Origin of the sequence: Asticcacaulis aquihabitans, from assembly GCF_032490435.1 — a bacterium.
Taxonomy (GTDB): domain Bacteria; phylum Pseudomonadota; class Alphaproteobacteria; order Caulobacterales; family Caulobacteraceae; genus Asticcacaulis.
In genome coordinates this window covers 500,337-525,972 of record NZ_JAVGWM010000001.1, presented here as the reverse complement: position 1 = coordinate 525,972, position 25,636 = coordinate 500,337, and the positions used below count along the sequence as shown (strand labels likewise).

The following is a 25,636-nucleotide window of genomic DNA, read 5'->3' as shown; positions in this document are numbered from 1 at the left end:
GCGGGTATCCAGGCTTGGTGTCGGTATTACAAACAACAAGTTAACCACGGATTCAGTCCGGCGTTAAGATATTAACACGTCGCCCTAATGCTTTTCGTCATTATACGTGTCGTTTTGGTCATCGTAGCCGTCATCGTCTTCCCACGGTGGGGGAACCGATGCCGGTTTGGGCGCCGGTTTAGCTGCGCGCGGCGCGGTTTGGGCCACGGCGACGGGGGCGCTGTCTTCCGTCGGATCGGGGGGCGAGTAGGGAGAGGGCGTGGCCGGTAGGCGTTTGATCACCGCGTCGATATGCGACAACCATTTACGTCCCAGCCGGACAGCTTCGGCCGCCGTCTGGGCATGAATGGGATTGTGGCTGACCTGGCCGAACAGGTTGACCTCGAACTCCGGTGTTTCGACATCGTTGAACATGAGGCGCAGGGTAACGCGTGACGCTTGGGCATGAGTTTCATTAAGAACACGCCGGCTTTCGCCTTTCTGGGCGCGGGCGACGACGCGTTCATCAACGATCAGCTCGGCCCCTTCGATCTCGTCGAAGGCAAAGACGAGCCCTTGCGCGCCGGTTTCCCACATGATCGCCAGATCGCCGGCGGTGAAATCAAGCCCCGCCGCTTTGTGGCCGTCCAGATCATAAATTACGGCGTCGGCTGCCTTGCCCAATGCCGAATTGAGCGCACGCGCCAACCGGCGCGAGGCTTCGAACCACCACATCAGGCCGGACGCGATCAAGGTCAGGCCGATACCGGCGAACAGAAAATATAACAAGATACGGGCGGCATGGGCCATCGGATAGCGCCCTGATTTATGACTAATGAAACCTTTAATACACGCGAAGCGGTTAAGATTTTGTAGTCAATTCAATGACGACCGGCACGTGGTCGGACGGTTTGGCTTCATCGTGGGTCTGGCCGCGCGTATCTTTGTGGATAACCAGATCGATGAGGCGGTCGGCGGCCTGAGGGGACAGCAGGTGGTGATCGATGCGAATGCCTTCGTTCTTTTGCCACGCGCCCGCCTGATAGTCCCAGAAGGTATAGCGGTTGCCTTCCGGCTGGACGGCTTCGAAGGCGTCGGTGTAGCCAAGATTTTTCAGGCCCTGATAGGCGGCGCGGACAGCCGGTTGATAGAGGGCATCATCCAGCCACGGACCTTCTTTCCACAGATCAGCTTTCGTCGGGATAATATTGAAATCCCCCGTCAAAACGGTCATTTCCTCAAGTGTCAAAAGGTATTGCGCCCGGGCACGCAGCCGTTCCAGCCAGCGCAGCTTATAGGCATATTTGTCCGTCTGAATGGGATTTCCGTTCGGCAGATAGATGCAACCGAAGCGGATGGGCTCGGGCGCTTCGATCACCGCCTCGATATAGCGGGAATGATCGTCAACATCATCGTCGAGCCCACGCTGCACGTCGCTCATTGGATATTTGGACACGATGGCGACGCCGTTATAGCTTTTCTGGCCGTGGACGGCGCAGTTATAGCCAAGCGATTCAAAGGCTTCGACGGGAAACTTCTCGTCTATGCATTTGATTTCCTGCAAGCCGCACACGTCGGGCTGGGCTTCGCGAAACCATTCCAACAGGAGCGGCAGGCGGGCATTGACGGAGTTCACATTCCAGGTCGCGAGTTTCATAGCCCGATGTTTAGGCCGCCGACCGGATTCGGGCAAGCGCTTTGCCAAATGGTGAGACGACTAGATTAGATGGAGAAGCTGGTGCCGCAGCCACACGATGCGACGGCCAGCGGGTTAAGAATCTTGAACTGAGAACCAACCAACTCTTCGACATAGTCAATCATGGAGCCGGCCATCAGCGGCGCGGACACCTCATCGACCAGAGCGGTCGCGCCATCAAAACTGATCCGGCTTTCGTCATCGTTCGGCGTATCGGTAAGGTCTAGGACATATTGAAAGCCCGAGCAGCCGCCACCTTCGACCATGACCCGCAACATGACGGGATGACCGGCCTCAGCGCTGAGACGGTTCAGGTGTTTCGCTGCAGCAGCGGTAAGGGTGATGTTATGGCTCATGGTCTCTCTCTTGCCTGCTGAATATGGGCGCATTCGGTTATAAAATCAGCCCCCTGGTCAGAAAAATGGGCGATTTTTTAGGAAAATCAGTTTAGCGACGGGGCCAAGACTGGAGATACATCGTGAAACAACTGGCCTCTTTTGCCTGCGACGTCGAAAAAAGCCTGGGGCGCCTGCATGCGGAGGCGGACAGCGCGACACGTACCGCCTATGCCCGCGACCGCGACCGTATCATCCATTCGACGGCCTTCCGCCGGCTGAAGGGCAAGACACAGGTCTTCGTTGCCAATGAAGGCGACTATTTCCGAACCCGTCTTACCCATTCTCTCGAAGTGGCGCAAATCGCCCGGTCACTGGCCCATTCGCTGGCGCTCGATGAAGACCTGGCCGAGACCATTGCCTTGTCGCACGATCTGGGTCACCCGCCGTTCGGCCACGCCGGCGAGGATCAGCTCCACGCCTGCATGGCGCCGTGGGGTGGTTTCGACCATAATGTTCAGACCTTCCGCGTCATAACGCGGCTGGAGGTGCGGTATCCGGCGTTCGACGGCCTGAACCTGACTTGGGAAACCCTTGAAGGTATCGTCAAGCACAACGGCCCGGTCAGCCATCGCATGACCGAACCATCGTGGAAATCCATCGTGGATTTTAACGCGCAGTGGGATTTGCGCCTGGACACCTTTGCCTCTCTGGAGGCGCAGTGCGCGGCTATTGCCGACGATATTGCCTACAACAATCATGATGTCGACGACGGCCTGCGCGCCGAACTGTTCACGATCCAGGATCTGCTGGACGTGCCCCTGATCGGTCCGGCCTTGCATTCTGTGCGCAAGGACTGGCCGCTTATCGATACGCGGATGTGGCGGTTGGAAGGCGTGCGCCGGATGATCGGCGTCATGATGACGGACGTGCTGGCGGAAACCGCCCGGCGATTGGCCGCGGACGGTATTGAAACCGCCGAAGATGTGCGTGTGGCCAAGCGGCCGATGGTTTCATTTTCCAAGGGCGTTTATGACGACCTGTCGCGCCTGCGTGGCTTTCTGTTCGACCGCATGTACAAGCATTACAAATTGAACCGCACGCGGTCGCATGCCAAGCGGACCTTGCAGGAAATGTTCAGCCTGTTCATGACCGAGCCCGACACCCTGCCGACCGACTGGTATCAGCGCGTCTGTTCAAAGGACAGCGAGACGGCGCGCGCGCGCGTCATTTGCGACTATATTGCGGGAATGACCGACGCCTTCGCTATCGATGAACAGCGCCGCTTGTTTAGCTTCGGCAATTAGAGCACTTTCCGAAAAGTGTGACGCACTTTTCGGATCAAAAAGTGCGTCAAAACAAAAATCTAGAGCGTTTGTTCGATCCAGCATGATCGGAAAATGCTCTAGATAAGATCGGCGTTCATGTGCTTTGGGCCGGTTGCAAAAGGTCCCACAGATTGCCGAACCGGTCGCGGAAGACCGCCACGGTGCCGTAGGGCTCATGGCGGGGCGCTTCGGTAAAGGTCACGCCGGCGTCCGAAAAGCGCCGGTGATCGCGGGCGAAGTCATCGGTGTGGAGAATGAGAAAGACCCGCCCGCCGGCCTGGTGCCCGATTTGCGCCACCTGTTCCGGCTTGGTGGCGCGCGCCAGTAACAGGCGTGTCTGGCCACCCATTGGCGCCACGAGCACCCAGCGCTTTCCGCCGCCCATGTCGGTGTCTTCGATCAGCTCAAAGCCCAGGCCGTCAACGTAATGTGCGATCGCTTCGTCGTAATCCGGGACGAGCAGGGCGAGGGCGGCAATATGCTGAGGCATGGTGGGCGGCTGTTCTAGCGGCTGGCCTTCTTGGCCAGGAACATGGCCGCGTCGGCCTCGCTTACCCAGGCCTCGGCCGAGGCCTGAGCCGCATAGGCGCGCACGCCGAACGATCCACCAGCCTTCAGGTACAGGCCGGCATGTTCGAATGTGCCCATCATCAATTCGGCTTCCAGCTTCATCGCCTTGATACGTGACGATTTGAGGTCGGCGTGACGCAGGAGTATGGCGAATTCATCGCCGCCCATACGCCCGACGCTGTCGCCTTCGCGCACGCTGTTATTCAGTGTTTCCGCGACATAGATGAGTGCGGCGTCACCGGCGGCGTGGCCGTAGCTGTCATTGATGCTTTTGAAACCGTCCATATCCAGGAAGATCAGGCAGGCCTCTTCGCCATAACGGCGGCAATCGGCCATGCACCGGTGCACCTCGCGCAGAAAGGCACGGCGATTGAGGGTCGGCGTGAGGACGTCGTTGTCTGCCTGGCCCTGGGCGGCCTGAAGTTGCAGGGTGAGTTGCTCCACCTGCGCATTCAGGCGCTCCGTCTCCTTCATCAGCGAATCGATAAGCTCGCGCGCCGATGCCGACCAATCGGCCTGGGCGATAAGGGAGGACGGGGAATGGGGGAGGGGCTCGGCCTTGGGGGACTCGATTTTGGGAGGCTGGGCCGCAGGCGTCAGCGGCACGAAGGCAGCTTCCGACACATGCAGGGTCTCGATCAGGTCCTCCGGCTTGATGGCGCGCGTTTCACTCTGCGGATCGCTGAGGGCGTGGACCGTGTTGGGCTCGAAGTGCCGGTTGTCGAAAGCTTGTGACTCGAAATATTGGGCCAGCAGACTCTGCATCGATGCCGTTGTGGCGCGCGCAGGCTTTCCCGCCGCCTCATCAAAGGCTTGCAGGTCGTTTTCCGATGCGGAGTCCAGCTTTTGAAGGTGTGAATCCAGTCCCATTCGGTCCGATAGTCTGATTATCTGTGCGGTCTTCATCTAGCCTCTGATCAAAGCACGGAAGTGTGACGGGTGCAATGCACACGAGGGCACAATCCCATGCCATTTCTGTGGGGCATATATCTTTTATGGTGGGGAAATGTGGCGTTTTTCGGGGGTAGATTGTAGGGAACGCGGTTAATGACGCGGTGTGGACTCAAGGCTTGCAGTGCGGTCACTTCCGACTATACTCCGCGCCTTTCCAAAACAGCCCTTTCAGGACGACTGAATGACCGACACGCCCCCCATCGCCATCATCATGGGATCGCGCTCCGACTGGGGGGTGATGAAAGCCGCCGCTGCGGCGCTGGATCAACTGGGCGTCGCCTATACGTCCCGTGTCGTCTCGGCCCATCGTACGCCGCAGCGTCTTTATGAGTTCGCTACGGGTGCGAAGGCGGCGGGTTACAAGGTCATCATCGCCGGTGCTGGCGGCGCAGCGCACTTGCCGGGCATGACCGCTTCCATGACCACCCTGCCGGTCCTTGGTGTACCGGTGCCGGTGCGCGACGGGTTGAAGGGGATCGACTCTCTTCTGTCCATCGTCCAGATGCCGGGCGGGGTCCCCGTGGGCACCTTGGCAGTCGGCGAGGCGGGCGCCAAGAATGCCGGCCTTTTGGCGGCGCAGATCCTGGCCCTGGCCGATCCGGCGCTGGCTGAGCGCATCGAAGCTCTGCGCCAGTCGCAGACCGACAGTGTTCCCGATACGGTAGAAGATTGATGCTGAAGTCCCCTCTGTCGCTGGGCGCGACGATCGGCATATTGGGCGATGGTCAGCTTGGCCGCATGTTGAGCCAGGCCGCGTCGCGGCTCGGCTTCAAGGTCGTCATTTTTGGACCTGACAAGGAAAGTCCGGCGGCGCAAGTATCGTTGGCCTCCAAGGTGGCGGCCTATACCGATGAAGCCGTCCTGGCCCGTCTGGCCGAAAGCTGCGACGTCATCACCTTTGAATTTGAGAATGTGCCGGCGTCCAGCCTCGATTACCTGACCGGTAAAGGCGCGGTGGTCGCCCCGTCGTCCAAGGCCTTGCGCATCACACAGGACCGCGTGCTGGAAAAAAGCTTCGCACGGGACCATGGAATCGGCACGGTCGATTTTTATCCGGTGGACAGTCTGGACGATCTTTATGCCGCGCTGCGGCAATCCGGTCTGCCCGCGCTTCTGAAGACTCGCCGCGAAGGCTATGACGGCAAGGGGCAGGTGTGGATCCGCAGTCTGGACGAGGCGCCTGCCGCCTATGACAGCCTGAATGGGCGGCCATCCATCCTGGAAGCGAAGGCCAGTTTCACGCGTGAAATTTCCGTCGTCGCGGCGCGGGGCTGGGACGGACAGGTCAAGACGTTTCCGATCGGTGAAAACCATCACGTGGGCGGCATTTTGTCGACCACCCTGGCACCCGCCAATGTGTCGCCGGCCGTCAGCGCCGAGGCGCATGATATCGCCAAAGCGGTTTTGGAAGGCCTTGATTATGTAGGTGTTTTGGCTGTGGAGCTTTTTGTGCTCGACGGCGATGCGTTGCTGCTCAATGAAATTGCGCCGCGGGTCCATAATTCCGGCCACTGGACTCAGGACGGCTGCTGGTGCGACCAGTTCGAACAGCATATTCGCGCCGTCGCCGGCTGGCCATTGGGGGATACTTCCGCCCGGTGCACCATAGAGATGACCAATCTTCTGGGGGCGGACATTCTGGCCTGGCCCGATTTGTCTGCCGAACCGGCTTCAAGGCTCTATGTCTACGGCAAGGACGATCCGCGTCCGGGCCGCAAGATGGGCCATATCAATCGCATCAAATCTGTCTGAAATCAGGGTTAATCTCGCACTTGCGAATTGATTTTGAGGCAAAATAAGCGCAAAGAACAGTCAAGTTCTTAAGGAAAAGTCATATGTTCATCGTAACCCTGACCTACAAGGTCCCCAATGACGAAGTCGATCGCTATCTCGAAGGCCACATGGCGTGGTTGAAGGACGGCTATGCCAAGGGCTTGTTCCTGGCTGCCGGCCGCCGTGTTCCGCGCACGGGCGGGATGATTTTCGCCAATGGTGACCGCAATGAGGTTGAAGCCATGCTGCGCGCAGACCCGTTCCACGTGAATGGCGTATCCGATTACACCATTTCCGAGGTCAATATCACCTCGACTGCCACTGGCCTCGAAGCCCTTAAGGCAAAGGCTGAAGCTGCGGCCTAAAGTCTCTGAACCATCTATAATATTGGGATGGATCGATAATATCAGCCCCGCCGAAACTTGGGTTTCGGCGGGACTTTTTATTTACATTCGCATACCAGACATCCCCCCTGTCACGGGATTGATCTTGAGTTGCAAGAAGCCCACCGTGCCGTTCGGATGGTCGCCATAAATGGGCTTCAACGCCTCTGGCACCGTATTGAACTGGCGCGTTACGCCAAGCCCCAGTGTCACAGCCTCATTGATCCGGAAGGTGCGAATGGCGCCGATTTCCGTCTTGGCCACCCAATAGGCGCCGTCAACCAGTTCGGTGTTGTAGACTCGCTCATACCGTCCAAGCGCCGTCCATTTGTCATTAAAGCGATAGGTGTTTTCTACCAACCAGGCGTCGCTAGGCTTCTCCGAGCCATCGGTGGCCTCCTTGCGGCCCCAGGCGAGGGTCGACGCCAGACGCGGTCCGGCATAGGCCAGGCTCAGGGATTGGCGATTAATATCCTCCTGCGGATGCAATTGTTCCGGACTGACCTGGTGGGCCCAGGACGCCTGGGCAGAGAGGCGATCGTTTAGCGTCCAGGTCAGTCGGATGGCGGTCGAATCGAGATGCGGACGGTCCAGATTGAACCGGTATTGATCCGGTTCCCGACCGGTGAATTGCGACACTTCGACCTGTAACGGCCCCTGTGACATGCCGGCGGTTACGACCCCCATGGTGATGTGTCCGGAATCGAACCAGTGGTGGGTTATGGGCGCCAGCGGGAAATTTTCACCCGACGGCCGATGCATGAAGGCTTGCGGACCGAAGCCTGCATCGCCGGGCCAGCCGACCACGACGAAGCCTTTAGCATCGTCCGAAAACCGGCGAGTGACCTTGGCGGTCATCGCCATGAACAGGTCGTGCGGATGTTGAGCATCGACCAGATGATGCACGCCATCCGCTGTTTCGCCCGTTTGCAGCAGCAACGGGTACCCGCCCTTGCCCATGAAGGCGTCGGGCGACAGCATCAAGTCGAGATCAAGATCGGTGCGGTCATTAAGCGCGCGTGACGCCATGATCATGGTCATGCCAGCGACAAACGACTTTGATCCGCCGCGTGGCCCTTCCTGATTATCGGCGACGAAGTTCAGTACGGTGTGGTGCATGACCGTCCATCCTGATTTCGGCGTCATGTCCATTTGCGAATGGTCCATTTTGGACATATCCATGCCCGACATGTCCATCCCGGACATGTCCATCCCGGACATGTCTTGAGCCTGATTTTCTTGAGCGTGCTTTTCTTTATCGTGCTTTTCTTGGGCGTGATCTGCATGCGCGTTGTGGTCCTGGGCGAACGCTGGGACGCCAGCCAGGGTGAAAAGCGCCGCCGTCAACGCGGTCGCGGTCTTGGAGTGGGACATTGCTGTCTCCTAAAATTGAATGATGGGAAAAGGGTTCAGACCATCAAGCAAATTTCGGCGGGCGGGGCTCCAGGCGAACGGGCAGGCCAATGAGGGGTGCGGCAATGGCGGGCCTCAGACGAAGCGACAGGAGGGGCCGGCGTAGGAGTGGCACCGGGGCCGGGGCTGCAGCCAGAACCGGCTGGCTGCAGCACGGCATGACCATGGGAGTGCCCTTGATCGGTGAGGGGGCGGGCATGTCGCGTCCACCGTCTGCCATATTGTGGCAGGGCATCTCAGCGGCTTTTGCGGTGGTCGCCGCCGCAGATGGGGCAGCCGTCGCGGTCAGTGACATCAAAGCCCATGCACAGATCAGCAGGGCGCGCAGAAATGTCATGCCGCCGCATTCCGGAAGCGCAGGCGGCCGAGCGACTTCGCGACGTTCAGAAGAACCTCTTCAGGTTTTACGGGTAGCTTGGCCTTGAATTTTTCATAGGCCATGACCTGTTCGATATTGCGATTAACCTGTTCCACTTGTGCGTCACGGCCGCGTGACAGGCGGCTCATCATCGCCGTCGTCAGGATGCCGGAGACGATGAGGCGCTTCGAATAGTGATTTTCATCGAGCGCCGTGTCGCCGGCCAGTCGCCAAATGGTGTCGGCGGTCTGCCACAGAAGGCGATGATAGAGAGCCGCATGGACGGGAAGGGCAAAGAAGCCCATCAGCCGCGTGGCCAGTTTCTCGTCAGCCGCCCCTGTATCCAGGCGCAGATTGATAAGGTAGCCTATTTTTTCCCTGACCTTCATGCCCGAGAGCCGGTCAGCCGTCTCCGCGCTCAACAGAACCGAATCATATTCGCGCCACAGAATGGCGGCAATGTCGGCGGCGCCGTGCGGAGCGATGAGGTCGCGTTCCCCTTCGCTCAGGCCCAGGACGCGCACGCCGGCTTCGAGGGACTGCCGGTTCACGCCCAAGCTCGGAATATAGGCCGAAACCGCCTGTGCCAGGCGGGATTCAGCGGCTTTTAGTCCAGACAGGGGATCAGGATGGCTCATGGCGCTTACAATAGGCGTTCGCGTGGGCCGCGCCAAGGGGGCAACCAGCGATTTATGGCGGATTTGCCGGCAGCAAAATGTCGCAGACCGCATAAAATATCAGCAAAAATCCCTTTTCAGGCTTGGTTTGTCTGGACATGTCCTAAGACCTCATGTATGGGCATGTCCGATCTTCCCGCAGGCTTTCGTTTGCGGGCACAAGTTTCTTTTTCCGCAATTGGCTGATGGGAAGGCTGCCGGAGTTTCTGGCGACACCTCTTCGGCCCCTGAACCCTGAATGGAGAGATACCTTTTGGTACAGATTTTCGTCCGTGACAACAATGTTGACCAGGCGCTGAAGGCCCTGAAAAAGAAGATGCAGCGTGAAGGCTCCTTCCGCGAAATGAAGCGTCACGTACATTACGAAAAGCCCTCCGAAAAGCGCGCCCGTCAGCAGGCGGAAGCCGTTCGCCGCGCCCGTAAGCTGGCCCGCAAGCGCATTCAGCGCGAGGGCGGCATCGCTGCGCCGACCCGCGCCGCCAAGGCGTAAGCCTCCGCGCCGTCAGGTGCGACAGAGTTCAAGGCGCTGAAGGCAATGGCTTTCAGCGCCTTTTCTTTTACGGGACGAAACGACATGGCCAAAAGCCCTCACGATCATTCAGAACTGCCTGATCCCGCCGATCTCGGAATACTGACCACCGCCATGCCTGCCGACACCAATCCGTCCGGCGACATTTTCGGCGGCTGGCTGATGTCTCAGATGGACTTGGCCGCCGGCAATATCGCTGCCCGCGTATCCAAGGGGCGCGTGGCCACAATTGCCGTGGACGGCATGGTCTTCCTCACCCCTGTCCAGGTTGGCGACGAGGTGACCGTCTATGCCAAGCTGGTTTCGGTGGGACGCACGTCGATGAAGATGAAGGTCGATGCCTATCGCCGCCCGCGCGAGGGTGAGGAAAAGACGCGTGTGACCGAGGGAATCTTTACCTTTGTGGCGATCGACGACATGGGACGGCCCCGTCCCGTGCAGGGCTAGCCAAGACAAGTTACAATGTGTTAACAATGAGGCGTTGACCGGATGCCCCGGACGGGACATCAATGTGTCATAAACAGGGGTGTTGTCATGGCGAAGTCATCGTTTGTCGAACGTTTCCAGGAATGGCTGAGCGAATGGGATGACGCCAAAACGCGTCAGGTACTCGTTGTCACGCTTGTCGTATTGTCGGGTCTTCTCCTTGGTATGCTGGTCTATACCATCGCCAAGTACGTGCTTGACCAGTTATTTCCCTTCCCGCCGGGTCTGTATATGGTCGAGGCCGCCGAACGTGCCGAACTGATGAAAACCGTCTCTGGTCAGGTCTTTATCATCATCCCCGTGACCTGGGCCGTGGGTGCCCTGGGCGGGGGGTATTTTGCCACTGTCATGGGGAAGATCGGCCAGTTCCCTGCCTGGATTACCGGCATATTGCTGACTGCCTATTTCTGGATAGATCTGCTTCACCTCCCCAGCACCACGACGTTGTTCGTGGCCTGCCCGCTGATTGTCGGGATATGCGCCTTCGCTGGCGGCTGGCTGGGTATGTATGTGACGGCGCAGAAGGCCGTAAAGACCCAGCAGGCCCAGATCCAGGGGTGATTTAAGGTTCTCTATTTCGGCGGATTGTCGAACATCACCGCGCGCGGTGTGCTGCTCAAGTGTATCTTGACTGCACCCCCCATTTGGGACGGAACGAAATAGGGGGTTCCAGCCGGGTATTCGCCATTGTTGCCCGTCCTGGGCAGGGGCTTCTTCTGGCCGTTGGCGAATTCCGCCACAGCTTCGCCGCCGCCGATAAAATGCACGCGATCCAGTTTGGGCAGGGCAACGGCCATGACGCCGGCAATCTTGGTCATGGCGGCATTCCCCTGTTTGATGCCGGTCGCCAGGCCGGCAGCGTCATATTCCGTTTTCAGCCCCTGGGTTGAGAACACCTTCACCTTCGGGCCGACGACACAGGTGGATGGGCCTGAAATATTGACCGTGCCGTTGCTAAGCTGCGCAGCGTTGGGCAACGGCGTCACCCGGCCGTCACCGGCGATGGTTAGTGGGGTCGTCGTTCCGCCGGAAGTCAGGGTCAAGCGAACCTGAGAGCTATCGCACTTCTTGATGCGCAGCACGTAATAGACATTGACCTGGCTGCGTTCGCCCGATGGCAGGGACAGAAATTTTTGCAAACCCGGAAAGGCGTCAGAGGCGGCGATCTTTTGGGTCGTCGTCTGAGCCATTACAGCCTGAGGCAAGGCCGGTGCCGTAAGCAAACCTGCGGCCAGCACGAAGGCTGTGGGTTTCGACAAAATATTCAACAGCTTGGACATCATCATCACCGATTTTGTTATGATCATTTATCATAACGTGCCGCACTATAAAAAGTTAAGCCTGAATGGCGGCTGAACGCGCCTAATCCTTGGAACCGATCAGCAGCCGCGTCGGTACACCATTGAATGTCAGGGCAACGGCGCCTGGCATATCCGCGGGCACAAAGGTCAGGTGGGCCGGATAATGGCCACCTGTTTTACTCGTCGAGGCGGGGGTAAAGGGCAAGGGACGGGTCGTCCCGTTGGCCAGTTTCACCTCGCCCGAGGTGACGCCCAGAATATTGACGCGGTCGAGCGTCGGCATGGCCATGGCCAGCAGGCCAGCCAGCTTTTTCGAACCGGTATGGGCCTGGCTGACCGCCAGAGCAAGGGGCTTGGCCTCCATGCTTTGCGCCGGTGACTGATTTGGCAGCACCTCCAGAGATATGCTGCATTTGGCATCGGCGGGCCGGGATAAACTCAGCTTGGCCTTTGCCTTTAGCTGAGCGTCAGTCGGCATGGGGGAGAGGTAGCCTTGCGCATCGGGGACCATACGAATTTTATTTGCACCATCCTGGAGGGTTAGGTTGATCTGATCGGGCCGGGCGCCTTGTACCCTGAGCGCGTAGCCAAGATGAAACTGTGTGCGTTCAGCCGCCGGCAGCGCATAATAGTTGCGCAGAAACGGGAAGAGGTTTTCAGCCGGAAGGGTTTTTGTCTCGACGGGCGCGGCGCTTACGCCGCCGGCAGTGGATAGGGCTATGGCGGCCGCCAGGACGGCGGCAAATTTACGACGGTGCATGATCAAGGTCCCCAGATGTGATGACTGGGATCATTGACCATGGATTGTGCAAAATTTATGGCGCAACGGTGGTCCGTTGCGCCATAAACCGGTTTGCATGTCCGAATAGGGTTACAACGCCTTGACTATGCCTTCGACCATCTTCTTGGCATCGGCGAACAGCATCATGGTGTTATCGCGGAAAAACAGTTCGTTTTCCACGCCGGCATAGCCGGAACTCATGCCGCGCTTAACAAAAAGCACAGTCTGCGCCTTTTCGACATCGAGGATCGGCATGCCGAAGATCGCCGAGGTCGGGTCGGTCTTGGCCGCCGGATTGGTGACATCATTGGCGCCGATCACGAAGGCCACATCGGCGGTCGAGAACTCGGAGTTGATGTCCTCCAGTTCAAAGACTTCATCATATGGCACATTGGCTTCGGCCAGCAGGACGTTCATGTGACCGGGCATGCGGCCCGCAACCGGGTGGATGGCGTACTTTACCTCGACGCCTTCCTCCTTCAGCTTGTCGGCCATTTCGCGCAGGGCGTGCTGCGCCTGGGCGACAGCCATGCCATAGCCGGGGACGATGATGACCTTTGAGGCGTTCTTCATGATGAAGGCAGCATCGTCGGCCGATCCCTGCTTGACCGGGCGTGTCTCGACGTGGCCACCAGCCGTTGCGGTCGTGTCGCCACCGAACCCGCCCATGATAACGCTGAAGAAGTTCCGATTCATGCCCTTGCACATGATGTAGCTCAAGATGGCCCCCGATGAACCGACCAGGGCGCCAGTGATAATCAGGGCGATGTTTTCCAACGTGAAGCCCAGCGCCGCCGCTGCCCAACCGGAATATGAGTTGAGCATGGACACGACGACGGGCATGTCGGCGCCCCCGATGGGGATGATGAGTGTCACGCCGAGCACCAAAGCAATCGCGAAGATGGCCCAGAAGGCCCAGGTGGCCAGGCCGTGCGTAACAATCAGCACGACGATCAGCGCGACGAGCGCCACACCCAGCGCGATGTTGATCAAATGACGGGCGGGCAGGATGATCGGCGCCCCCGACATATTGCCGTTGAGCTTGGCGAAGGCGATGACAGAACCGGTGAAAGTAATGGCACCGATGGCGCAGCCGAGCGACAGTTCGATCAGGCTCTGGGTTTTCAAGCCGCCGGCGCCGTCATCAATCCCGAACGCCTGAGGGGCGTATAGGGCGCCGACAGCGACCATACAGGCCGCCATGCCGACCAGGGAGTGGAAGGCCGCCACAAGTTGCGGCATGGAGGTCATGGAAACCTTGTTGGCGATCGTCATGCCGGCTATGCCGCCGACGGCTATGCCGCACAGGATGATCACGATGGTGACGGGATCGAGTGTCCCCTTGAAGAACAGCGACAGCAGGGTCACGCCGACCGCGATGGCCATGCCGATCATGCCATAGAGATTACCCTTCCGTGAGGTCTCCGGTGAGGAGAGCCCGCGCAGGGCCAGTATGAACAATACGCCTGAAACCAGATAGGCGAGGGCGGAAATATTGGCGAAATCCATTTACTTGCCCCCGTCTTTCGTTTGCCCGACCGCATCACTGCTTGAGGGCTTCTTTTCTTTCTTCTTGTACATGGCCAGCATGCGGCGCGTGACCATGAAACCGCCGAAGATGTTGACGGCGGCCAGTGCCGACGCAATACCGCCGGCACCCTTCGATACCCATGACAGGCCGCCACCGTTAGCCGTCGCCGCGGCGGCGATCAGGGCGCCGACAATGATGACGGAGGAGATGGCGTTGGTGACGGCCATGAGCGGCGTATGCAGGGCAGGCGTCACGCTCCAAACGACGTAGTAGCCGACGAAGATGGCCAGAACGAAAATGGCCAGACGGAAGAGGGTGGGATCTACGGCTTCCATGACTTAGCCTTTCAGATTGGGATGAACGACGGCACCGCCGGCGGTAACCAGGGCGGCTTTGAGGATCTCATCCTCGGCGCCGGTTTTCGCATCGGGTATCAAATTGCCATCCTTGTCGATCAGCAGGCCGACAAAAGCTTGCAGGTTCTTGGCATAGAGCGCCGACGCGTCGGCGGCGATGCTGGCGGCGATATTGCTTGGGCCAATGATCTTGACGCCATTGATATCGACGGTCTCACCGGGAATGCAGCCTTCGACATTGCCGCCTTGCGGGGCGGCCAGATCGATCAGCACCGAACCCGGCTTCATCGAAGCGACCTGTTCGCGCGTGACCAGGATCGGCGCGGCGCGGCCGGGAATCAGCGCCGTCGTAATAACGATGTCCTGCTTGGCAATATGGGTTGAGGTGAGCGCAGCCTGCTTCGCCTTGTATTCGGCCGACATCTCCTTGGCATACCCCCCGGCGGTTTGGGCGTTGCGGAATTCGTCGTCCTCGACGGCCAGGAACTTTGCTCCTAGCGATTCAACCTGTTCTTTGGTGGCGGGCCGGACATCCGTGGCGGTGACCACGGCACCCAAACGGCGGGCGGTGGCGATGGCCTGAAGGCCAGCGACGCCGACGCCCATGATAAAGGCCTTGGCGGGAGCGACAGTCCCCGCCGCCGTCATCATCATCGGGAAGGCCTTGCCATAGGCATTTGCGGCTTCAATAACGGCGCGATAACCTGCCAGGTTTGCCTGAGACGACAGCACGTCCATGACCTGCGCGCGTGTAATGCGCGGCACGAATTCCATGGCGTAGGCGGAGGCTCCGGCCTTGGCCAGACCGTTCAAAGCCTCCTTTTCGCGATAGGCGTCCAGCATGGCGATGACGATCGCGCCGGATTTCAGTGCCGCGATTTCATCCGCCGCCGGCTGCCTGACCTTCAATACGATGTCGGCGTCGGCTAAGGCCTCCTTGACGGTGGCGACGATGCTCGCCCCCGCATCCGTGAAAGCCGTATCCGTAATCGAGGCCCCAAGGCCCGCGCCGGTCTGGATTTTTACGCTATGGCCCGCGCCGGTCCACTTCCTGACGGTGTCAGGGGTGGCGGCGACGCGTGTCTCACCCGCGATCTGTTCTTTGGTAATAGCAAGGGTTAAGCCCACGATTCTTCCCTTTTAACTGAGGCTTACAAGGATACTCGATACACCCGTAACGACTTTGGCGCCGCTTATGATTATTGTGTCTGTTATGGGTAAATGATCGCCAAGTCAAAGATCGAATGGTCGATATCTGGTCCTTGTAATCATTACTTGGGCTAAACTATGCGCGTTTGCCAGCGGCGTAAAGAGGCCGCAACGAGGCAACCAGTTCTGCTCTTGCTCCGGTAAATACTCAGACCGATGGCGGTATTCGCAAATGAAAACGCCCGTGTGAGGGCACACGGGCGTCAGTAATCAAATCGGTATATGGTGGGGAACGCCGGCGATCAGTGCGCCTGATCCGGCTTCTTCTTCAGCAGGAACCAGCCGACCGCCGCAACCACGACCGCCGCGATGAGCGAGCCAATCAATCCGGTCTTCGTACATGTCAGCAGGACGAGGAAGGTCAGTCCCACCGCCAGGTAAAGGCTGAGCCACTTGGTCAGGCCGGTAAACAGGTCGTATGAATGCTGTTGCTGATGCACGTCCATTTCGCCGCGAACATAGTCGGAGTGATCGTGAGTGTCAGCCATGGCGTTCATCCTGAGAAAGGGCGGATTTGACTCCGCGCACGAAGATATTATCAACGCTCTTACAAAAGCTCGCCGCACAGGTCAATTGTCGTTTTACCGCGTCATATCGGCGCAGACGGACGCTTGCCATCCATCCGCGCCGGCGAATGCGCATCAAACGAGAGCTTCGAACGCCTCGATCAAACCTTCAAGACGGGCACAGCCCATCTTCCAGAACGACTTGTCGCGCGGGTTCATGCCAAACGGCGCCAGCGCCTCGACATAGGTCCGCGTACCGCCACCGGCCAGCAATTCGCGATAGAGCGGCGTAAACGCGGCCGGATTTTCGCGGCGTTTTTCCATCAGGGCGGACACCAGCAAGTCGCCGAAGGCATAGGCATAGACGTAGAACGGCGAATGAACGAAATGGCTGACATAAGACCAGTAAACTTCGTAGCCGTCATTCAGCTTGATCGCGGGGCCAAGGCTTTCACCCATGACATCGAGCCACATGGCATTGATCTGATCGAGGGCGACCTCGCCTTCCAGGCGGGCTGCATGGAACTTTTCCTCGAAACGATGGAAGGCGATCTGGCGTATGACACTGTTCAGCCCGTCTTCGATCTTGCCGGCCAATAGCGCCTTCTTTTCCTCAAGGGTGGCCGTGGCGACCAGATGCTCGAACACCAGGCCTTCGGCGAAGATGGAAGCGGTTTCGGCGAGGGTCAGCGGGGTGTCGGCCAATATGGAGCCCAGCGGCTGGCATAGGGTCTGGTGCACTGCGTGGCCCAATTCGTGGGCCAGGGTCAGGACTTCGCGCCGGTCACCGGTGAAGTTCAGCATGACGTAGGGGTGGCGGTTGGCCGTCACCGGGTGGGCATAGGCGCCCGACGATTTACCGGGGCGGGGGGCGGCGTCGATCCACGGACGGTCGAAGAAGCGCTCGGCGCGCTCGGCGAATTCCGGTCCCATCTGGGCGAAGCTGTCGAGGACGATCTTCCTGGCCTCTTCCCAGCTATAATGCTTTTGGACGTCTTGGGTGAGGGGGGCGTTGCGATCCCAATAGTCAAGCTGCTTTCGCCCCATCACCTTGGCCTTCAGCTTGTAATAGCGGTGGGACAGGTTGACGTAGGATTCGCTGACCGCTTCGGCCATGGCGTCAACCGCATCCTTGTCCACTTCGTTGGCCAGGTGGCGCGACGCGGCCGGATCGGCATATTTGCGCCAACGGTCTTCGACCTGCTTTTCAAAGGCGAGCGTATTGAGCGAAAGGGCGAGCACCGGGGCATTGTCCCGAAGCGCCGCGCTCAAGCCGAGGGCGGCGGCTTTACGTATCGGGGCCTGCGGTGCAGACAGCCGTGTCAGAGCTTCATTGAGCGTCAGCGATTCCTTGCCGACCTTGGCGCGCAGGCGCGTCAGGGTTTCGTCGAACAGGCGCGTCCACTGGCTGACGGCCGGCATGCGTTCCAGCATCAGCCGTTCCAGGTCGGGCGTGAGTTCGTGCGGACGCGAGGCGCGGATGCGACGCAGCCATGGACGCCAGCGTTGCGCTTTCTCGACGGTTTTGAAGGCATTTTCGATTTCCCAGTCTTCCAACTGGTTGAGTTCCAGAGACAGAAACAGACTGTCGGCGGAGATCATCGCGGCTTGCGTGCCGAGGTCGGACTGCATCTTGGCGATGCGCGCGTTTTCACGATCAATGGTTGACGCCAAGGTGGCGTAGGCCAGTGCCCCGCCCATATCGTCCATGGCTTTTTCATACAGCGACGCTGCCTGGTCTATAAGCAGGCCCAATCGTTCGGCATTGCCGCGCGCCGACACGAACTGCCCCTGAAGCTTGGCCAGGTCCTTGATATGAGCTTCGCCCCGCGCGAAATCCTGCGCGATCTTCGGGTCTTCGGGACCGTCGTAGAGATCGGACAGATCCCAGACGGGGAGTTGCGTGACGGAATCAACGGGCAGCGGGGCCGAAGCGGCAGTATCTGTGTTCATGCTGCGGACATAGCGATAAACGTCGACAAAATCGAGAGGCTGGCCGGAAAATCTTCCCCCGGTCACTGTGTCCCGCCTGTCTTGATGCTATCTGGCCGCTATGTGTCTCGTTTCAGGGCGTACGAAAACGGCACATTAATCATAGTTCTACACCCGATTTTCACCCCAAAGGACTAGTTGTGTTTCAAAATAAGGCGAATTTCGAATGGGTTCGTCAAATGATTCAGAACGATTGATGGTGTGACATGGCAAAAACGATCCTGATCTGTGACGATGATCCGACACAGCGCCGGCTGATTCAGGCCGTACTGGAACGCGAGGGCTTTTCCGTCCTGCACGCGGAAAACGGTAACGAGGCCTATGACCGACTGTCGCAGAATTCCGGCATCGACGCCGTTATCCTCGATCTGGTCATGCCCGGTCAGTCGGGCATTGATACCCTTAAGGAAATTCGCGCTGCCGGCATCCGTACGCCGGTCGTGGTGCTGACCGCATCGGGCGGCATTGATACGGTCGTCAAGGCCATGCAGGCCGGCGCGCAGGACTTCTTTATCAAGCCAGCATCGCCCGAACGTATCTTGGTCTCCGTTCGCAATGCGCTCCAGATGGGCGATCTGTCCGCCGAAGTGGCGCGGCTGAAAAAACACACGGCCAATCGCATCTCATTTGACGACTTGATCGGTGCCTCCGCCGCGATGCAGATCGTGCGCCGCCTGGGTGAACGCGCCGCCAAATCGTCGATACCGGTGCTGATCCTTGGCGAAAGCGGCGTCGGCAAGGAGTTGATCGCTCGCGCCATTCAAGGCTCGTCGGAGCGCGCAGGCAAGGCCTTTGTCGCCGTCAACTGCGGCGCCTTGCCGGAAAATCTGGTTGAATCGATTCTGTTCGGTCACGAAAAGGGATCCTTCACCGGCGCGTCCGATAAACACCTGGGCAAGTTTCAGGAGGCCAATGGTGGCACCCTGTTCCTTGACGAGGTTGGCGAACTGCCGCTCGACATGCAGGTCAAACTTCTGCGCGCCTTGCAGGAAGGCGAAATCGATCCGGTCGGTTCCAAGCGTCCGGTCAAGGTCGATGTCCGCATTATCTCGGCGACCAACCGCAACCTGGCCGATCAGGTCAAGGCGGGAGCCTTCCGCGAGGACCTGTTCTACCGCCTCAATGTCTTTCCGATCGAAGCGCCGTCCTTGCGCGAACGCCGCGAGGACATTCCCGCGCTGATCGATCACTTTATCCGCCGCTTCAATATCGAAGAAGGCAAGCGCGTGACCGGTGTATCGGGCGACGCCTTGTCAATGTTGACGGCCTACGATTGGCCCGGCAATGTGCGTCAATTGGAAAACACCGTCTATCGCGCCATCGTCCTCAGCGACAGCCCGCATCTGCAGGCCTTCGATTTCCCGGCCATCAGCGGTCAGGTGGCGCCAATCATGACGTCTTCGGAGGCTGCTCCCCAAAGCGTCGTACGCGTTCTGGAAGAACATCATGAGGCCTTGAGCGCCTTGCATGACGCGCCGGTTCGTATTCTGGATGAGGCCGGGCACCTGCGCAAACTGGAAGACATTGAACGCGACCTGATCGAACACGCCATAGGCGTCTATGCCGGTCATATGTCGGAAGTGGCGCGTCGCCTGGGCATCGGTCGTTCGACCCTCTATCGCAAGGTCCGCGATTGCGGCTTGGAAGGATTGGTCAAGGAAGCGGGTTAGACGACTTTCCACGCACGCTGGACAGCAACTGTGCCTGTAACTTGACCACACGATCCGGTGTCAGATCGTAGAGGGCGATGATCCCGGCTGCCCCAAAACATATCGCCGCCGGCGTCAGGCTGATCAGGGCGCGAATATGACCCAGCACGTGTTGCGTCAGGAGAGAGTTGGCAGCATATCCCGCCAGTACCGCGCCGATGAGTGCGGCCGAAGCGGCGGCGCCAATTTTCTTGCCAAACATGATCATTGAATAGGTCATAGCCGTTGCGCGGTGACCGGTCTTCCACGCGTTGTAGTCGGCGGTGTCTGCGCACATGACAAAGGCGAGGGTGCTCGCCATCCCAAAGGCGGCGCCGGTGATAGCTTCGAGTGCGAACATCAGGACAGTTTGGTTCGAGGGGCACGCATAGAGCGCCAGACTGCTCGCCCCGGCTACCGTCATCGCCAGTGCAATCAACCATTGACGGGGCAGCCAACGGGTCAAGGCAGCGGCGCTCGCAGACCCTGCCGCCAGTCCCAACGTGAATGTCATGACGAAACCGACGATGAGGTCCGGCCTGCCGATACAGACCTTCATGAAATAAGGGGTCATGGCGGTATGCAGCATGAATGCGAACTGCATGGCAAAGCCAAAGGCAAAGAGAATGGTCCAGGGGCGGTTGGCGAACAGGTTACCTATATCCCTTAGCGGATTACGGTTAGGCTGAGATGACAGCGCAAGGCGTTCACGCGTTTGGAGGAACAGATTGACCAGTATGCCTGCGACGATTACGCCGAAAACGGTCATGACGAATTGCCAGCCCAAGGCGTGATTGCCGCGTCCGGCTAGGGCCACCAGTTTTGGCGTTGCCCAGGTGATCACAGCCGCGCTGAGGAATGCGCCGCCAAAACGAGCGCTGATAATCAGCCCCCGCTGGTCGGAATCGAGCGTGATAACGCCGGATAAGGCATTATAGGCGGTATTGGCTGCGGTATAGATGAGGTTGAGCAGGATCAGGCTGATATAGGTAGCGGTCAGACGTTCCTCAATCGCTAGACTTCCGAGGGAAAAGAACAGGATCCCTGCCGACGCCAGCGGCAGGGCCAGCCACAAAAACCAAGGACGATAACGCCCGTATGGCGTGTGCGTGCGGTCGGCGATTGCACCGAATATCGGATCGGCTACGGCGCTAATAAGCCGCATGGTGACAAGTAAACTGGCAATGCTGGCCAAACTCAAACCGACCACATCGCTGAGATAGACCATCATGAACGCCGATAGCGGGGCCCAATACAGGTTGAAGCCCGCATCCCCCAGACCATAGCTAACGACTTCGCGGGCATGAATTGGCTCATAGGCCTGAAGGACGGATTGGTCGCTCACCGGCTGAGACATTGATTAGGGCACCCGTTTCAGGCGTGTTGTGGGGAATTTTTCGCTATTCTGGCGATTTTAGGTTAATGAACTCGTAAACCTGTCTGACCGCCTCGGTTGCGGCGACGGAAGCGTTCCCACCCGCGTAAACCAAAAAATAGTTGATCATTTTCAGTCGATTATATGGTTAGAACTTATGTTTAACGTCATGAACAAGAAGCACTGGCGCAGAGTACGGATTCGTGGCTAAGGTGCGAAATTAGAAATAGGTCTGTTCCGGAGTCCTCACATGCCGCCTTATCCGTTTGTCGTTCAGCTCACTCAGGCGGAACCGAATCGCCGTACGGCCTTGATGGGTGTGACGGCCGCCGTCGGCCTGTTGGGGTGCGCTACGACAGCAAGTGGTTTTTCCGGAGATCAGGTGAAATTTTTCGTCGGCACCTATAGTTCGGATGCGGCGCGGGGCATCTATCCGCTGACCTATTCACGCCGCGCGGATCGCTGGACATTGGGGACGGCGATGCCTGCTATCGAAAATGTCTCCTTTGGGACTTATGACGGAAAAACAAAGCGATACTATTTGCTCAACGAAAAGGCTGACGGCCGCGTCGCCGCCTATGGACGTGACTGGAAAGCAACCGGAGAGGTTTCAAGCCACGGTCGCGATCCCTGCTATATCGCCACCGACCCAACGGGCGGTTATGTCGCTGTTGCCAACTATTCTTCAGGTAATATCGCAGTTTACAAGGCGGGCGCTAACGGTGAACTGATAGAACCACCCGTCATCCGGCAAAATGCTGGGAAGGGCCCCAAGACCGATCGCCAGGAAGGACCGCACGCCCATTGGGTCCAGTTCCATGGCGAGTATATCTACAGCGTCGATCTCGGGACTGACCAGGTGCTGGGATACGGGTTCGATGCGGCGACGGGGGCGGTCGGCGACACGTTTGTTGCCTATCAGGCGCCGGCCGGAAGCGGCCCGCGCCACATGGTCTTTCACAAAGACGGTACGCATGCCTTTATCGCGACCGAATTGTCGAGCCAGGTCATCGTGTTGCGCAAGACAACGGATGGACGTTTCGAGGCGATACAGACCCTGTCCACCTTGCCCAGCGGGTTTACCGGGGAGAGCTTCTGCGCTCATATTCTGCTTAACCAAGCCGGCGACCGGCTCTATATTTCCAATCGGGGCGACAATTCCATTGCGGTGTTTGCCGTCGCTTCAGGACACCTCGACCTGCTACAGATCGCGCCAACCTTGGGCAATTGGCCACGTTTTTTCCTGCTGCGCGAAGACCTCAAGCGAGTCGTGGTCGCCCATCAGCGCGGCAACGATCTCGTTATATTTGAACTGAAATCTGACGGCACATTGCAACCCAAGAACCAGACAATCCCTGTGTCTCAACCTGTCTTCATCGCGGCGATAGCATAAACCTGGCCGGGAGATTGGGGCATCGCACCCTATCAAATCAATATTGATTTGATAGGGTGCGACGCTTCAGTATTTGGCTGCACGGAATAGGGCGCTCATCTCCCGGCAGGTGTCGAGTTCACGCGTTCCAAAGGCGGTGGACGGTTCAATTTGGCTGGCTTCATGCCATTCGTTGAACGAGACGATGAATATCCAGTCGGGCTGGGCCGCGATGGCGGCCGTCCATAATTGCCGAAATGGGGTGCCGTTGCCGCGCTTGATGACCGGACGTTTTTTCAGGCGGTTGGGTAAGAGGCGATCGTCGAAGCCGGGCAGGACGGTCGCCGTCGTTACCTTGGCGCCCGCCTGGGCGGCGACCCAAGCCTTATAGAATTGCGTGCGCCACACCGCTGGAAGCCAGCGACGTTCAGCGGCTTCGAACTGCATGGAATATATGTGCAACGCATCGAACACGGGCTTGCGGGCTGCGATTTCCTCCACTGTGTTGGCGGTGCCGATGAAGCGCAATGCGTCGGGCGCCTGTTTTTCAATCCGGGCCCGGGCCTGTTTCCAGCCATCGGCGCCCAAGGTTTGCATCAGGCGGTCGAAGAAGATGACGACCGGCCTGCCATCCAGGGGGAGCCAGGCGGCGTGGCGGCCATAGCGGCCGTGCAGATACAGAACATCTGCCGCGACCGACTCTATGGTTTGGGCCTGTTCGATATAGGGGCAGACCTTAAGGCCGTAACGGGCGGCAGCATCGAGCAAAAGGGGGAATTGACGATCGGTGCGATCACCTCGTCCCCACCATGAGGCGATAAGCCCGGTAATCCCGGCCGCCTTTATCTGGCGCATCTGACGGTCGATGACGGCAGGGTCGAGGCTGTCATAAGGGCCACCCACCGGATAGTCGGGCGCATCGGCGATTTTTTCGGTCTGTGTGTCGGGGGTAAGCCAATGGCTGTTTTCTCCTGACCGTGCCACAGTGCCGTACCAGCCGTAGTAAAACACCAGCACCTGCCGCTCAGCCCGTGCCTGGGCAAACAGCCGCGCTGGCCAGGTGACCGCCGACGTTAGGGCGAGAAGCAAAGCGCGCCGGTCGAACTGCAAAGCCACGTCCCGTTTCAGACTGAGGTCAGGTATCCGGTTCATTCGATTTCCCAACTCGTCCCTTGGCTTTGACCTTTTTGCGGATTTCTTTCAGCTTTTGCCCCTGACGCATGGAGAGCGTGCCGTTCAAAGCGCCTTTGTCCGGATCCGCGAAGGCGCGGCCATAGGTTTTCACCCGTTCGCCGACATCTTCGATAAATGCGTTTTCCCACTCAGACAGATCGACGCCCTGTTCGGCGGCATCGCGGCGCGCCTTTTCCAGCAGGCGAATCGTTGCTGCCTGAAGCGCCTTCTTCTGGGCTTTCATCTGATCGGCGGGTGAGATCGGCTTGGCGGTGAAACCCGATCCTGCCTGCATAGGTTTTTTTGTTTGTAGGGACGTCTTGGATTGCAGGGGTTTGTTGGTTTGCAGGGGTTTGTTGGTTTGCAGGGGTTTGTTGGTTTGCAGGGGGGTAGTGCGCGTCAGTCCTTTACGCCCAGTCTTTTCACCCCTTGAAGGTGTCTTTTCGCCCTTTGCAGGTGTCTTAAAGGCCATGGCCCTGATCCTAACCCGCTGCGCATGAAAAAGCCGTCCTCATACCTGTAGCATGGGGACGGCGTATCATGATCGTCAATAGGTTTTAGCGATCGCCGATGGCGGTCAGATAGAGGTCGAGGATCGTTTCTTCTTCCTCACGCTTGAGCTTGTCCTTCTTGCGCAGGGAAACCACCTTGCGCAGAATCTTTACGTCAAAGCCTTCACCCTTGGCTTCGTCATAGACTTCCTTGATGTCGCCCATGATGCCGGCCTTGTCTTCTTCAAGGCGTTCTATGCGCTCGATGATGGTGCGCAGGCGGGTTTGAGCGGCGCCGGAAATAACGTCGTCAGAGGAAAAGGAGGGGGCGTCGTCGGCCATGGAACGGGTATCCTGTAAAATGCGATAGCCTTAACCATAGCCGTTGCGAATCGGGACCTCAACGTCTGGATTGCGGATAAGTGATTCGCAGCTGTGGATTAAAGCAGGCCAACGGCCATCAGGGCAGGCCGCAAGGTGGCCGGCGTGTCGAACAGGTGCGTGACAAACCCCTGTGACGCCGCCACGCGGATGTTGTCGGCATTGTCATCGGTGAAGAAAATATCGGACGCCTGTAGACCCAGGCGGCGCAGGGTCAGGTCATAGATGGCCGGATCGGGCTTGATCAGCTTTTCGACGCCGGAGACGATGATGTCTTTGAAGTAACCAAAAACCGGACTTTTCGAGAAAACCATCTCGGCCTTTTCCGTCGGCATATTGGTCAGGGCGTACATAGGGACACCCTTGGCATGCAGGTCTTCGATCACAGCGATGGTTTCCGGGATCAGCCCGCCCAGCATTTCCTCGAACCGCGTGTCATAGGCCACGATTTCCGCTTCATAGTCGGGAAAAGTGGTCAGGCGCTCGATACGGTTTTCCGCAAACGTGACACCGGCGTCGTGGTGATTGTGCCAGTCCATTGGCACGACGGTGTTCAAAAACCAGGCACGGCGGTCCGCATCGGCAAAACCTTGCGATACAGGTTTTCCGGATTCCAGGTAATGATGACATTGCCGACATCGAACAGAACTGCCTTGACCATCTGGTCCTCCGGACACACGAAAAAACGCCTAAAGCCATGGGCTTTAAGCGTTGTTCGCTGACAGGTGTCAAGGCTGCTTTCGCAGCCGCAACAAACTTAGCCCTGCTTCGCCTTGAAGCGGGGATCCGTCTTGTTGATGACGTATACAACGCCCTTGCGGCGCACGATCTTGCAATCGCGATGGCGACCCTTGAGCGACTTGAGCGAGCTACGGACTTTCATTGGTTTTCACCTGATCTTTGGAATGGCGGTTAAAGCCGGAAACAGGGCAAGCAACCGCTCGCACGCAGGCACCAACTTCGATAGAGGGCGGGTATCTATGGGAGGGGCGGGGACTT

General features: G+C 58.6%; 30 protein-coding genes. 9 read left to right on the top strand and 21 right to left on the bottom strand.

Features of this window, described 5'->3' with window-relative positions; translation table 11 throughout:
• Positions 1–84 precede the first annotated feature (84 nt).
• The 3 genes from RCJ00_RS02590 to RCJ00_RS02580 form a co-directional block, all read right to left on the bottom strand.
• The gene (locus RCJ00_RS02590; RefSeq protein WP_316220065.1) at positions 85–789 is read right to left on the bottom strand and encodes a hypothetical protein; all 705 of its coding nucleotides are present in this window, start codon (positions 787–789) and stop codon (positions 85–87) included.
• A gap of 52 nt (positions 790–841) precedes the next feature.
• The gene (xth, locus tag RCJ00_RS02585) at positions 842–1,636 is read right to left on the bottom strand and encodes an exodeoxyribonuclease III (protein WP_316220064.1); all 795 of its coding nucleotides are present in this window, start codon (positions 1,634–1,636) and stop codon (positions 842–844) included.
• Between the two features lie 65 nt (positions 1,637–1,701).
• Complete coding sequence (locus tag RCJ00_RS02580; protein ID WP_316220062.1) at positions 1,702–2,031, bottom strand: HesB/IscA family protein; 330 nt, start codon at positions 2,029–2,031, stop codon at positions 1,702–1,704.
• 119 nt (positions 2,032–2,150) lie between these two features.
• Here RCJ00_RS02580 and RCJ00_RS02575 point away from each other — a divergent pair, with 119 nt between their 5' ends.
• Entirely contained in the window at positions 2,151–3,317 is a 1,167-nt protein-coding gene (locus RCJ00_RS02575) for a deoxyguanosinetriphosphate triphosphohydrolase (RefSeq protein ID WP_411267525.1), read from the top strand.
• Positions 3,318–3,432: 115 nt separating this feature from the next.
• Here RCJ00_RS02575 and RCJ00_RS02570 read toward each other — a convergent pair whose 3' ends face one another.
• On the bottom strand, positions 3,433–3,828 hold the full coding sequence (locus RCJ00_RS02570; RefSeq protein WP_316220060.1) for a VOC family protein: 396 nt from the start codon (positions 3,826–3,828) through the stop codon (positions 3,433–3,435).
• A 14-nt stretch (positions 3,829–3,842) separates the two neighbouring features.
• Positions 3,843–4,778 carry a GGDEF domain-containing protein gene (locus RCJ00_RS02565; RefSeq protein WP_316220059.1) on the bottom strand — a complete coding sequence of 312 codons (936 nt, stop codon included), beginning with the start codon at positions 4,776–4,778 and terminating at the stop codon, positions 3,843–3,845.
• A 265-nt stretch (positions 4,779–5,043) separates the two neighbouring features.
• Between RCJ00_RS02565 and purE the strand changes: the two genes are divergently transcribed.
• The 3 genes from purE to RCJ00_RS02550 all read left to right on the top strand — a co-directional run bounded on the left by purE (position 5,044) and on the right by RCJ00_RS02550 (position 7,000).
• Positions 5,044–5,535, top strand: coding sequence for a 5-(carboxyamino)imidazole ribonucleotide mutase (gene purE / locus RCJ00_RS02560; protein WP_316220058.1), 492 nt, complete (start codon positions 5,044–5,046; stop codon positions 5,533–5,535).
• Positions 5,535–6,614 (top strand): 5-(carboxyamino)imidazole ribonucleotide synthase, encoded by a 1,080-nt coding sequence (locus RCJ00_RS02555; RefSeq protein ID WP_316220057.1) that lies wholly within the window; start codon positions 5,535–5,537, stop codon positions 6,612–6,614. The genes purE and RCJ00_RS02555 overlap by 1 nt, the downstream gene beginning before the upstream one ends.
• A gap of 83 nt (positions 6,615–6,697) precedes the next feature.
• Positions 6,698–7,000 (top strand): YciI family protein, encoded by a 303-nt coding sequence (locus tag RCJ00_RS02550; RefSeq protein WP_316220056.1) that lies wholly within the window; start codon positions 6,698–6,700, stop codon positions 6,998–7,000.
• A gap of 81 nt (positions 7,001–7,081) precedes the next feature.
• Here RCJ00_RS02550 and RCJ00_RS02545 read toward each other — a convergent pair whose 3' ends face one another.
• The 3 genes from RCJ00_RS02545 to RCJ00_RS02535 are packed head-to-tail and all read right to left on the bottom strand — an operon-like array spanning position 7,082 to position 9,427.
• Complete coding sequence (locus RCJ00_RS02545) at positions 7,082–8,392, bottom strand: hypothetical protein (RefSeq protein WP_316220055.1); 1,311 nt, start codon at positions 8,390–8,392, stop codon at positions 7,082–7,084.
• Between the two features lie 43 nt (positions 8,393–8,435).
• A complete protein-coding gene (locus RCJ00_RS02540; RefSeq protein WP_316220054.1) occupies positions 8,436–8,768 on the bottom strand; it encodes a hypothetical protein in 333 nt (110 codons plus the stop codon).
• Positions 8,765–9,427: a COQ9 family protein gene (locus tag RCJ00_RS02535; protein WP_316220053.1), complete on the bottom strand. Its 663-nt coding sequence runs from the start codon at positions 9,425–9,427 to the stop codon at positions 8,765–8,767. Before RCJ00_RS02535 ends, RCJ00_RS02540 begins: the two co-directional genes overlap by 4 nt.
• 292 nt (positions 9,428–9,719) lie before the next feature.
• On the opposite strand from RCJ00_RS02535, the gene rpsU reads away from it, so the two are divergent.
• The 3 genes from rpsU to RCJ00_RS02520 all read left to right on the top strand — a co-directional run bounded on the left by rpsU (position 9,720) and on the right by RCJ00_RS02520 (position 11,042).
• Positions 9,720–9,956, top strand: coding sequence for a 30S ribosomal protein S21 (gene rpsU, locus RCJ00_RS02530; RefSeq protein WP_316220052.1), 237 nt, complete (start codon positions 9,720–9,722; stop codon positions 9,954–9,956).
• An 84-nt stretch (positions 9,957–10,040) separates the two neighbouring features.
• Complete coding sequence (locus RCJ00_RS02525) at positions 10,041–10,442, top strand: acyl-CoA thioesterase (RefSeq protein WP_023457914.1); 402 nt, start codon at positions 10,041–10,043, stop codon at positions 10,440–10,442.
• A gap of 87 nt (positions 10,443–10,529) precedes the next feature.
• Entirely contained in the window at positions 10,530–11,042 is a 513-nt protein-coding gene (locus RCJ00_RS02520) for a hypothetical protein (RefSeq protein WP_316220050.1), read from the top strand.
• 11 nt (positions 11,043–11,053) lie between these two features.
• On the opposite strand, the gene RCJ00_RS02515 is transcribed toward RCJ00_RS02520, so the two are convergent.
• The 7 genes from RCJ00_RS02515 to RCJ00_RS02485 form a co-directional block, all read right to left on the bottom strand.
• A complete protein-coding gene (locus RCJ00_RS02515; protein WP_316220049.1) occupies positions 11,054–11,788 on the bottom strand; it encodes a hypothetical protein in 735 nt (244 codons plus the stop codon).
• Between the two features lie 55 nt (positions 11,789–11,843).
• On the bottom strand, positions 11,844–12,542 hold the full coding sequence (locus tag RCJ00_RS02510; protein ID WP_316220048.1) for a hypothetical protein: 699 nt from the start codon (positions 12,540–12,542) through the stop codon (positions 11,844–11,846).
• A gap of 111 nt (positions 12,543–12,653) precedes the next feature.
• Positions 12,654–14,072 carry an NAD(P)(+) transhydrogenase (Re/Si-specific) subunit beta gene (locus RCJ00_RS02505; RefSeq protein ID WP_316220047.1) on the bottom strand — a complete coding sequence of 473 codons (1,419 nt, stop codon included), beginning with the start codon at positions 14,070–14,072 and terminating at the stop codon, positions 12,654–12,656.
• Complete coding sequence (locus tag RCJ00_RS02500) at positions 14,073–14,429, bottom strand: proton-translocating transhydrogenase family protein (protein WP_316220046.1); 357 nt, start codon at positions 14,427–14,429, stop codon at positions 14,073–14,075.
• Positions 14,430–14,432: 3 nt separating this feature from the next.
• Positions 14,433–15,578, bottom strand: a complete 1,146-nt coding sequence (locus tag RCJ00_RS02495; RefSeq protein WP_316220045.1) for a Re/Si-specific NAD(P)(+) transhydrogenase subunit alpha — start codon at positions 15,576–15,578, stop codon at positions 14,433–14,435.
• A gap of 323 nt (positions 15,579–15,901) precedes the next feature.
• Positions 15,902–16,147 carry an aa3-type cytochrome c oxidase subunit IV gene (locus RCJ00_RS02490; RefSeq protein WP_316220044.1) on the bottom strand — a complete coding sequence of 82 codons (246 nt, stop codon included), beginning with the start codon at positions 16,145–16,147 and terminating at the stop codon, positions 15,902–15,904.
• A 153-nt stretch (positions 16,148–16,300) separates the two neighbouring features.
• The gene (locus RCJ00_RS02485) at positions 16,301–18,118 is read right to left on the bottom strand and encodes a M3 family oligoendopeptidase (RefSeq protein ID WP_316221078.1); all 1,818 of its coding nucleotides are present in this window, start codon (positions 18,116–18,118) and stop codon (positions 16,301–16,303) included.
• A gap of 245 nt (positions 18,119–18,363) precedes the next feature.
• Between RCJ00_RS02485 and RCJ00_RS02480 the strand changes: the two genes are divergently transcribed.
• A complete protein-coding gene (locus tag RCJ00_RS02480; RefSeq protein WP_316220043.1) occupies positions 18,364–19,827 on the top strand; it encodes a sigma 54-interacting transcriptional regulator in 1,464 nt (487 codons plus the stop codon).
• Here the strand turns inward: RCJ00_RS02480 and RCJ00_RS02475 are convergent.
• Entirely contained in the window at positions 19,811–21,202 is a 1,392-nt protein-coding gene (locus RCJ00_RS02475; protein ID WP_316220042.1) for an MFS transporter, read from the bottom strand. The two genes, RCJ00_RS02480 and RCJ00_RS02475, sit on opposite strands and share 17 nt — an antisense overlap.
• A gap of 268 nt (positions 21,203–21,470) precedes the next feature.
• Here RCJ00_RS02475 and RCJ00_RS02470 point away from each other — a divergent pair, with 268 nt between their 5' ends.
• Positions 21,471–22,613: a lactonase family protein gene (locus tag RCJ00_RS02470; RefSeq protein ID WP_316220041.1), complete on the top strand. Its 1,143-nt coding sequence runs from the start codon at positions 21,471–21,473 to the stop codon at positions 22,611–22,613.
• A 66-nt stretch (positions 22,614–22,679) separates the two neighbouring features.
• Here the strand turns inward: RCJ00_RS02470 and RCJ00_RS02465 are convergent, their stop codons facing one another.
• The 5 genes from RCJ00_RS02465 to ykgO form a co-directional block, all read right to left on the bottom strand.
• A complete protein-coding gene (locus RCJ00_RS02465; RefSeq protein ID WP_316220040.1) occupies positions 22,680–23,744 on the bottom strand; it encodes a glycoside hydrolase family 71/99 protein in 1,065 nt (354 codons plus the stop codon).
• Positions 23,728–24,237: a hypothetical protein gene (locus RCJ00_RS02460; RefSeq protein ID WP_316220039.1), complete on the bottom strand. Its 510-nt coding sequence runs from the start codon at positions 24,235–24,237 to the stop codon at positions 23,728–23,730. The genes RCJ00_RS02465 and RCJ00_RS02460 overlap by 17 nt, the downstream gene beginning before the upstream one ends.
• 85 nt (positions 24,238–24,322) lie before the next feature.
• A complete protein-coding gene (gene gapR / locus RCJ00_RS02455) occupies positions 24,323–24,598 on the bottom strand; it encodes a nucleoid-associated protein GapR (protein WP_023457900.1) in 276 nt (91 codons plus the stop codon).
• Between the two features lie 98 nt (positions 24,599–24,696).
• Entirely contained in the window at positions 24,697–25,194 is a 498-nt protein-coding gene (locus RCJ00_RS02450) for an HAD-IA family hydrolase (RefSeq protein ID WP_316220038.1), read from the bottom strand.
• Between the two features lie 200 nt (positions 25,195–25,394).
• Positions 25,395–25,520: a type B 50S ribosomal protein L36 gene (ykgO, locus tag RCJ00_RS02445; RefSeq protein WP_006274063.1), complete on the bottom strand. Its 126-nt coding sequence runs from the start codon at positions 25,518–25,520 to the stop codon at positions 25,395–25,397.
• Between the last annotated feature and the right edge of the window lie 116 nt (positions 25,521–25,636).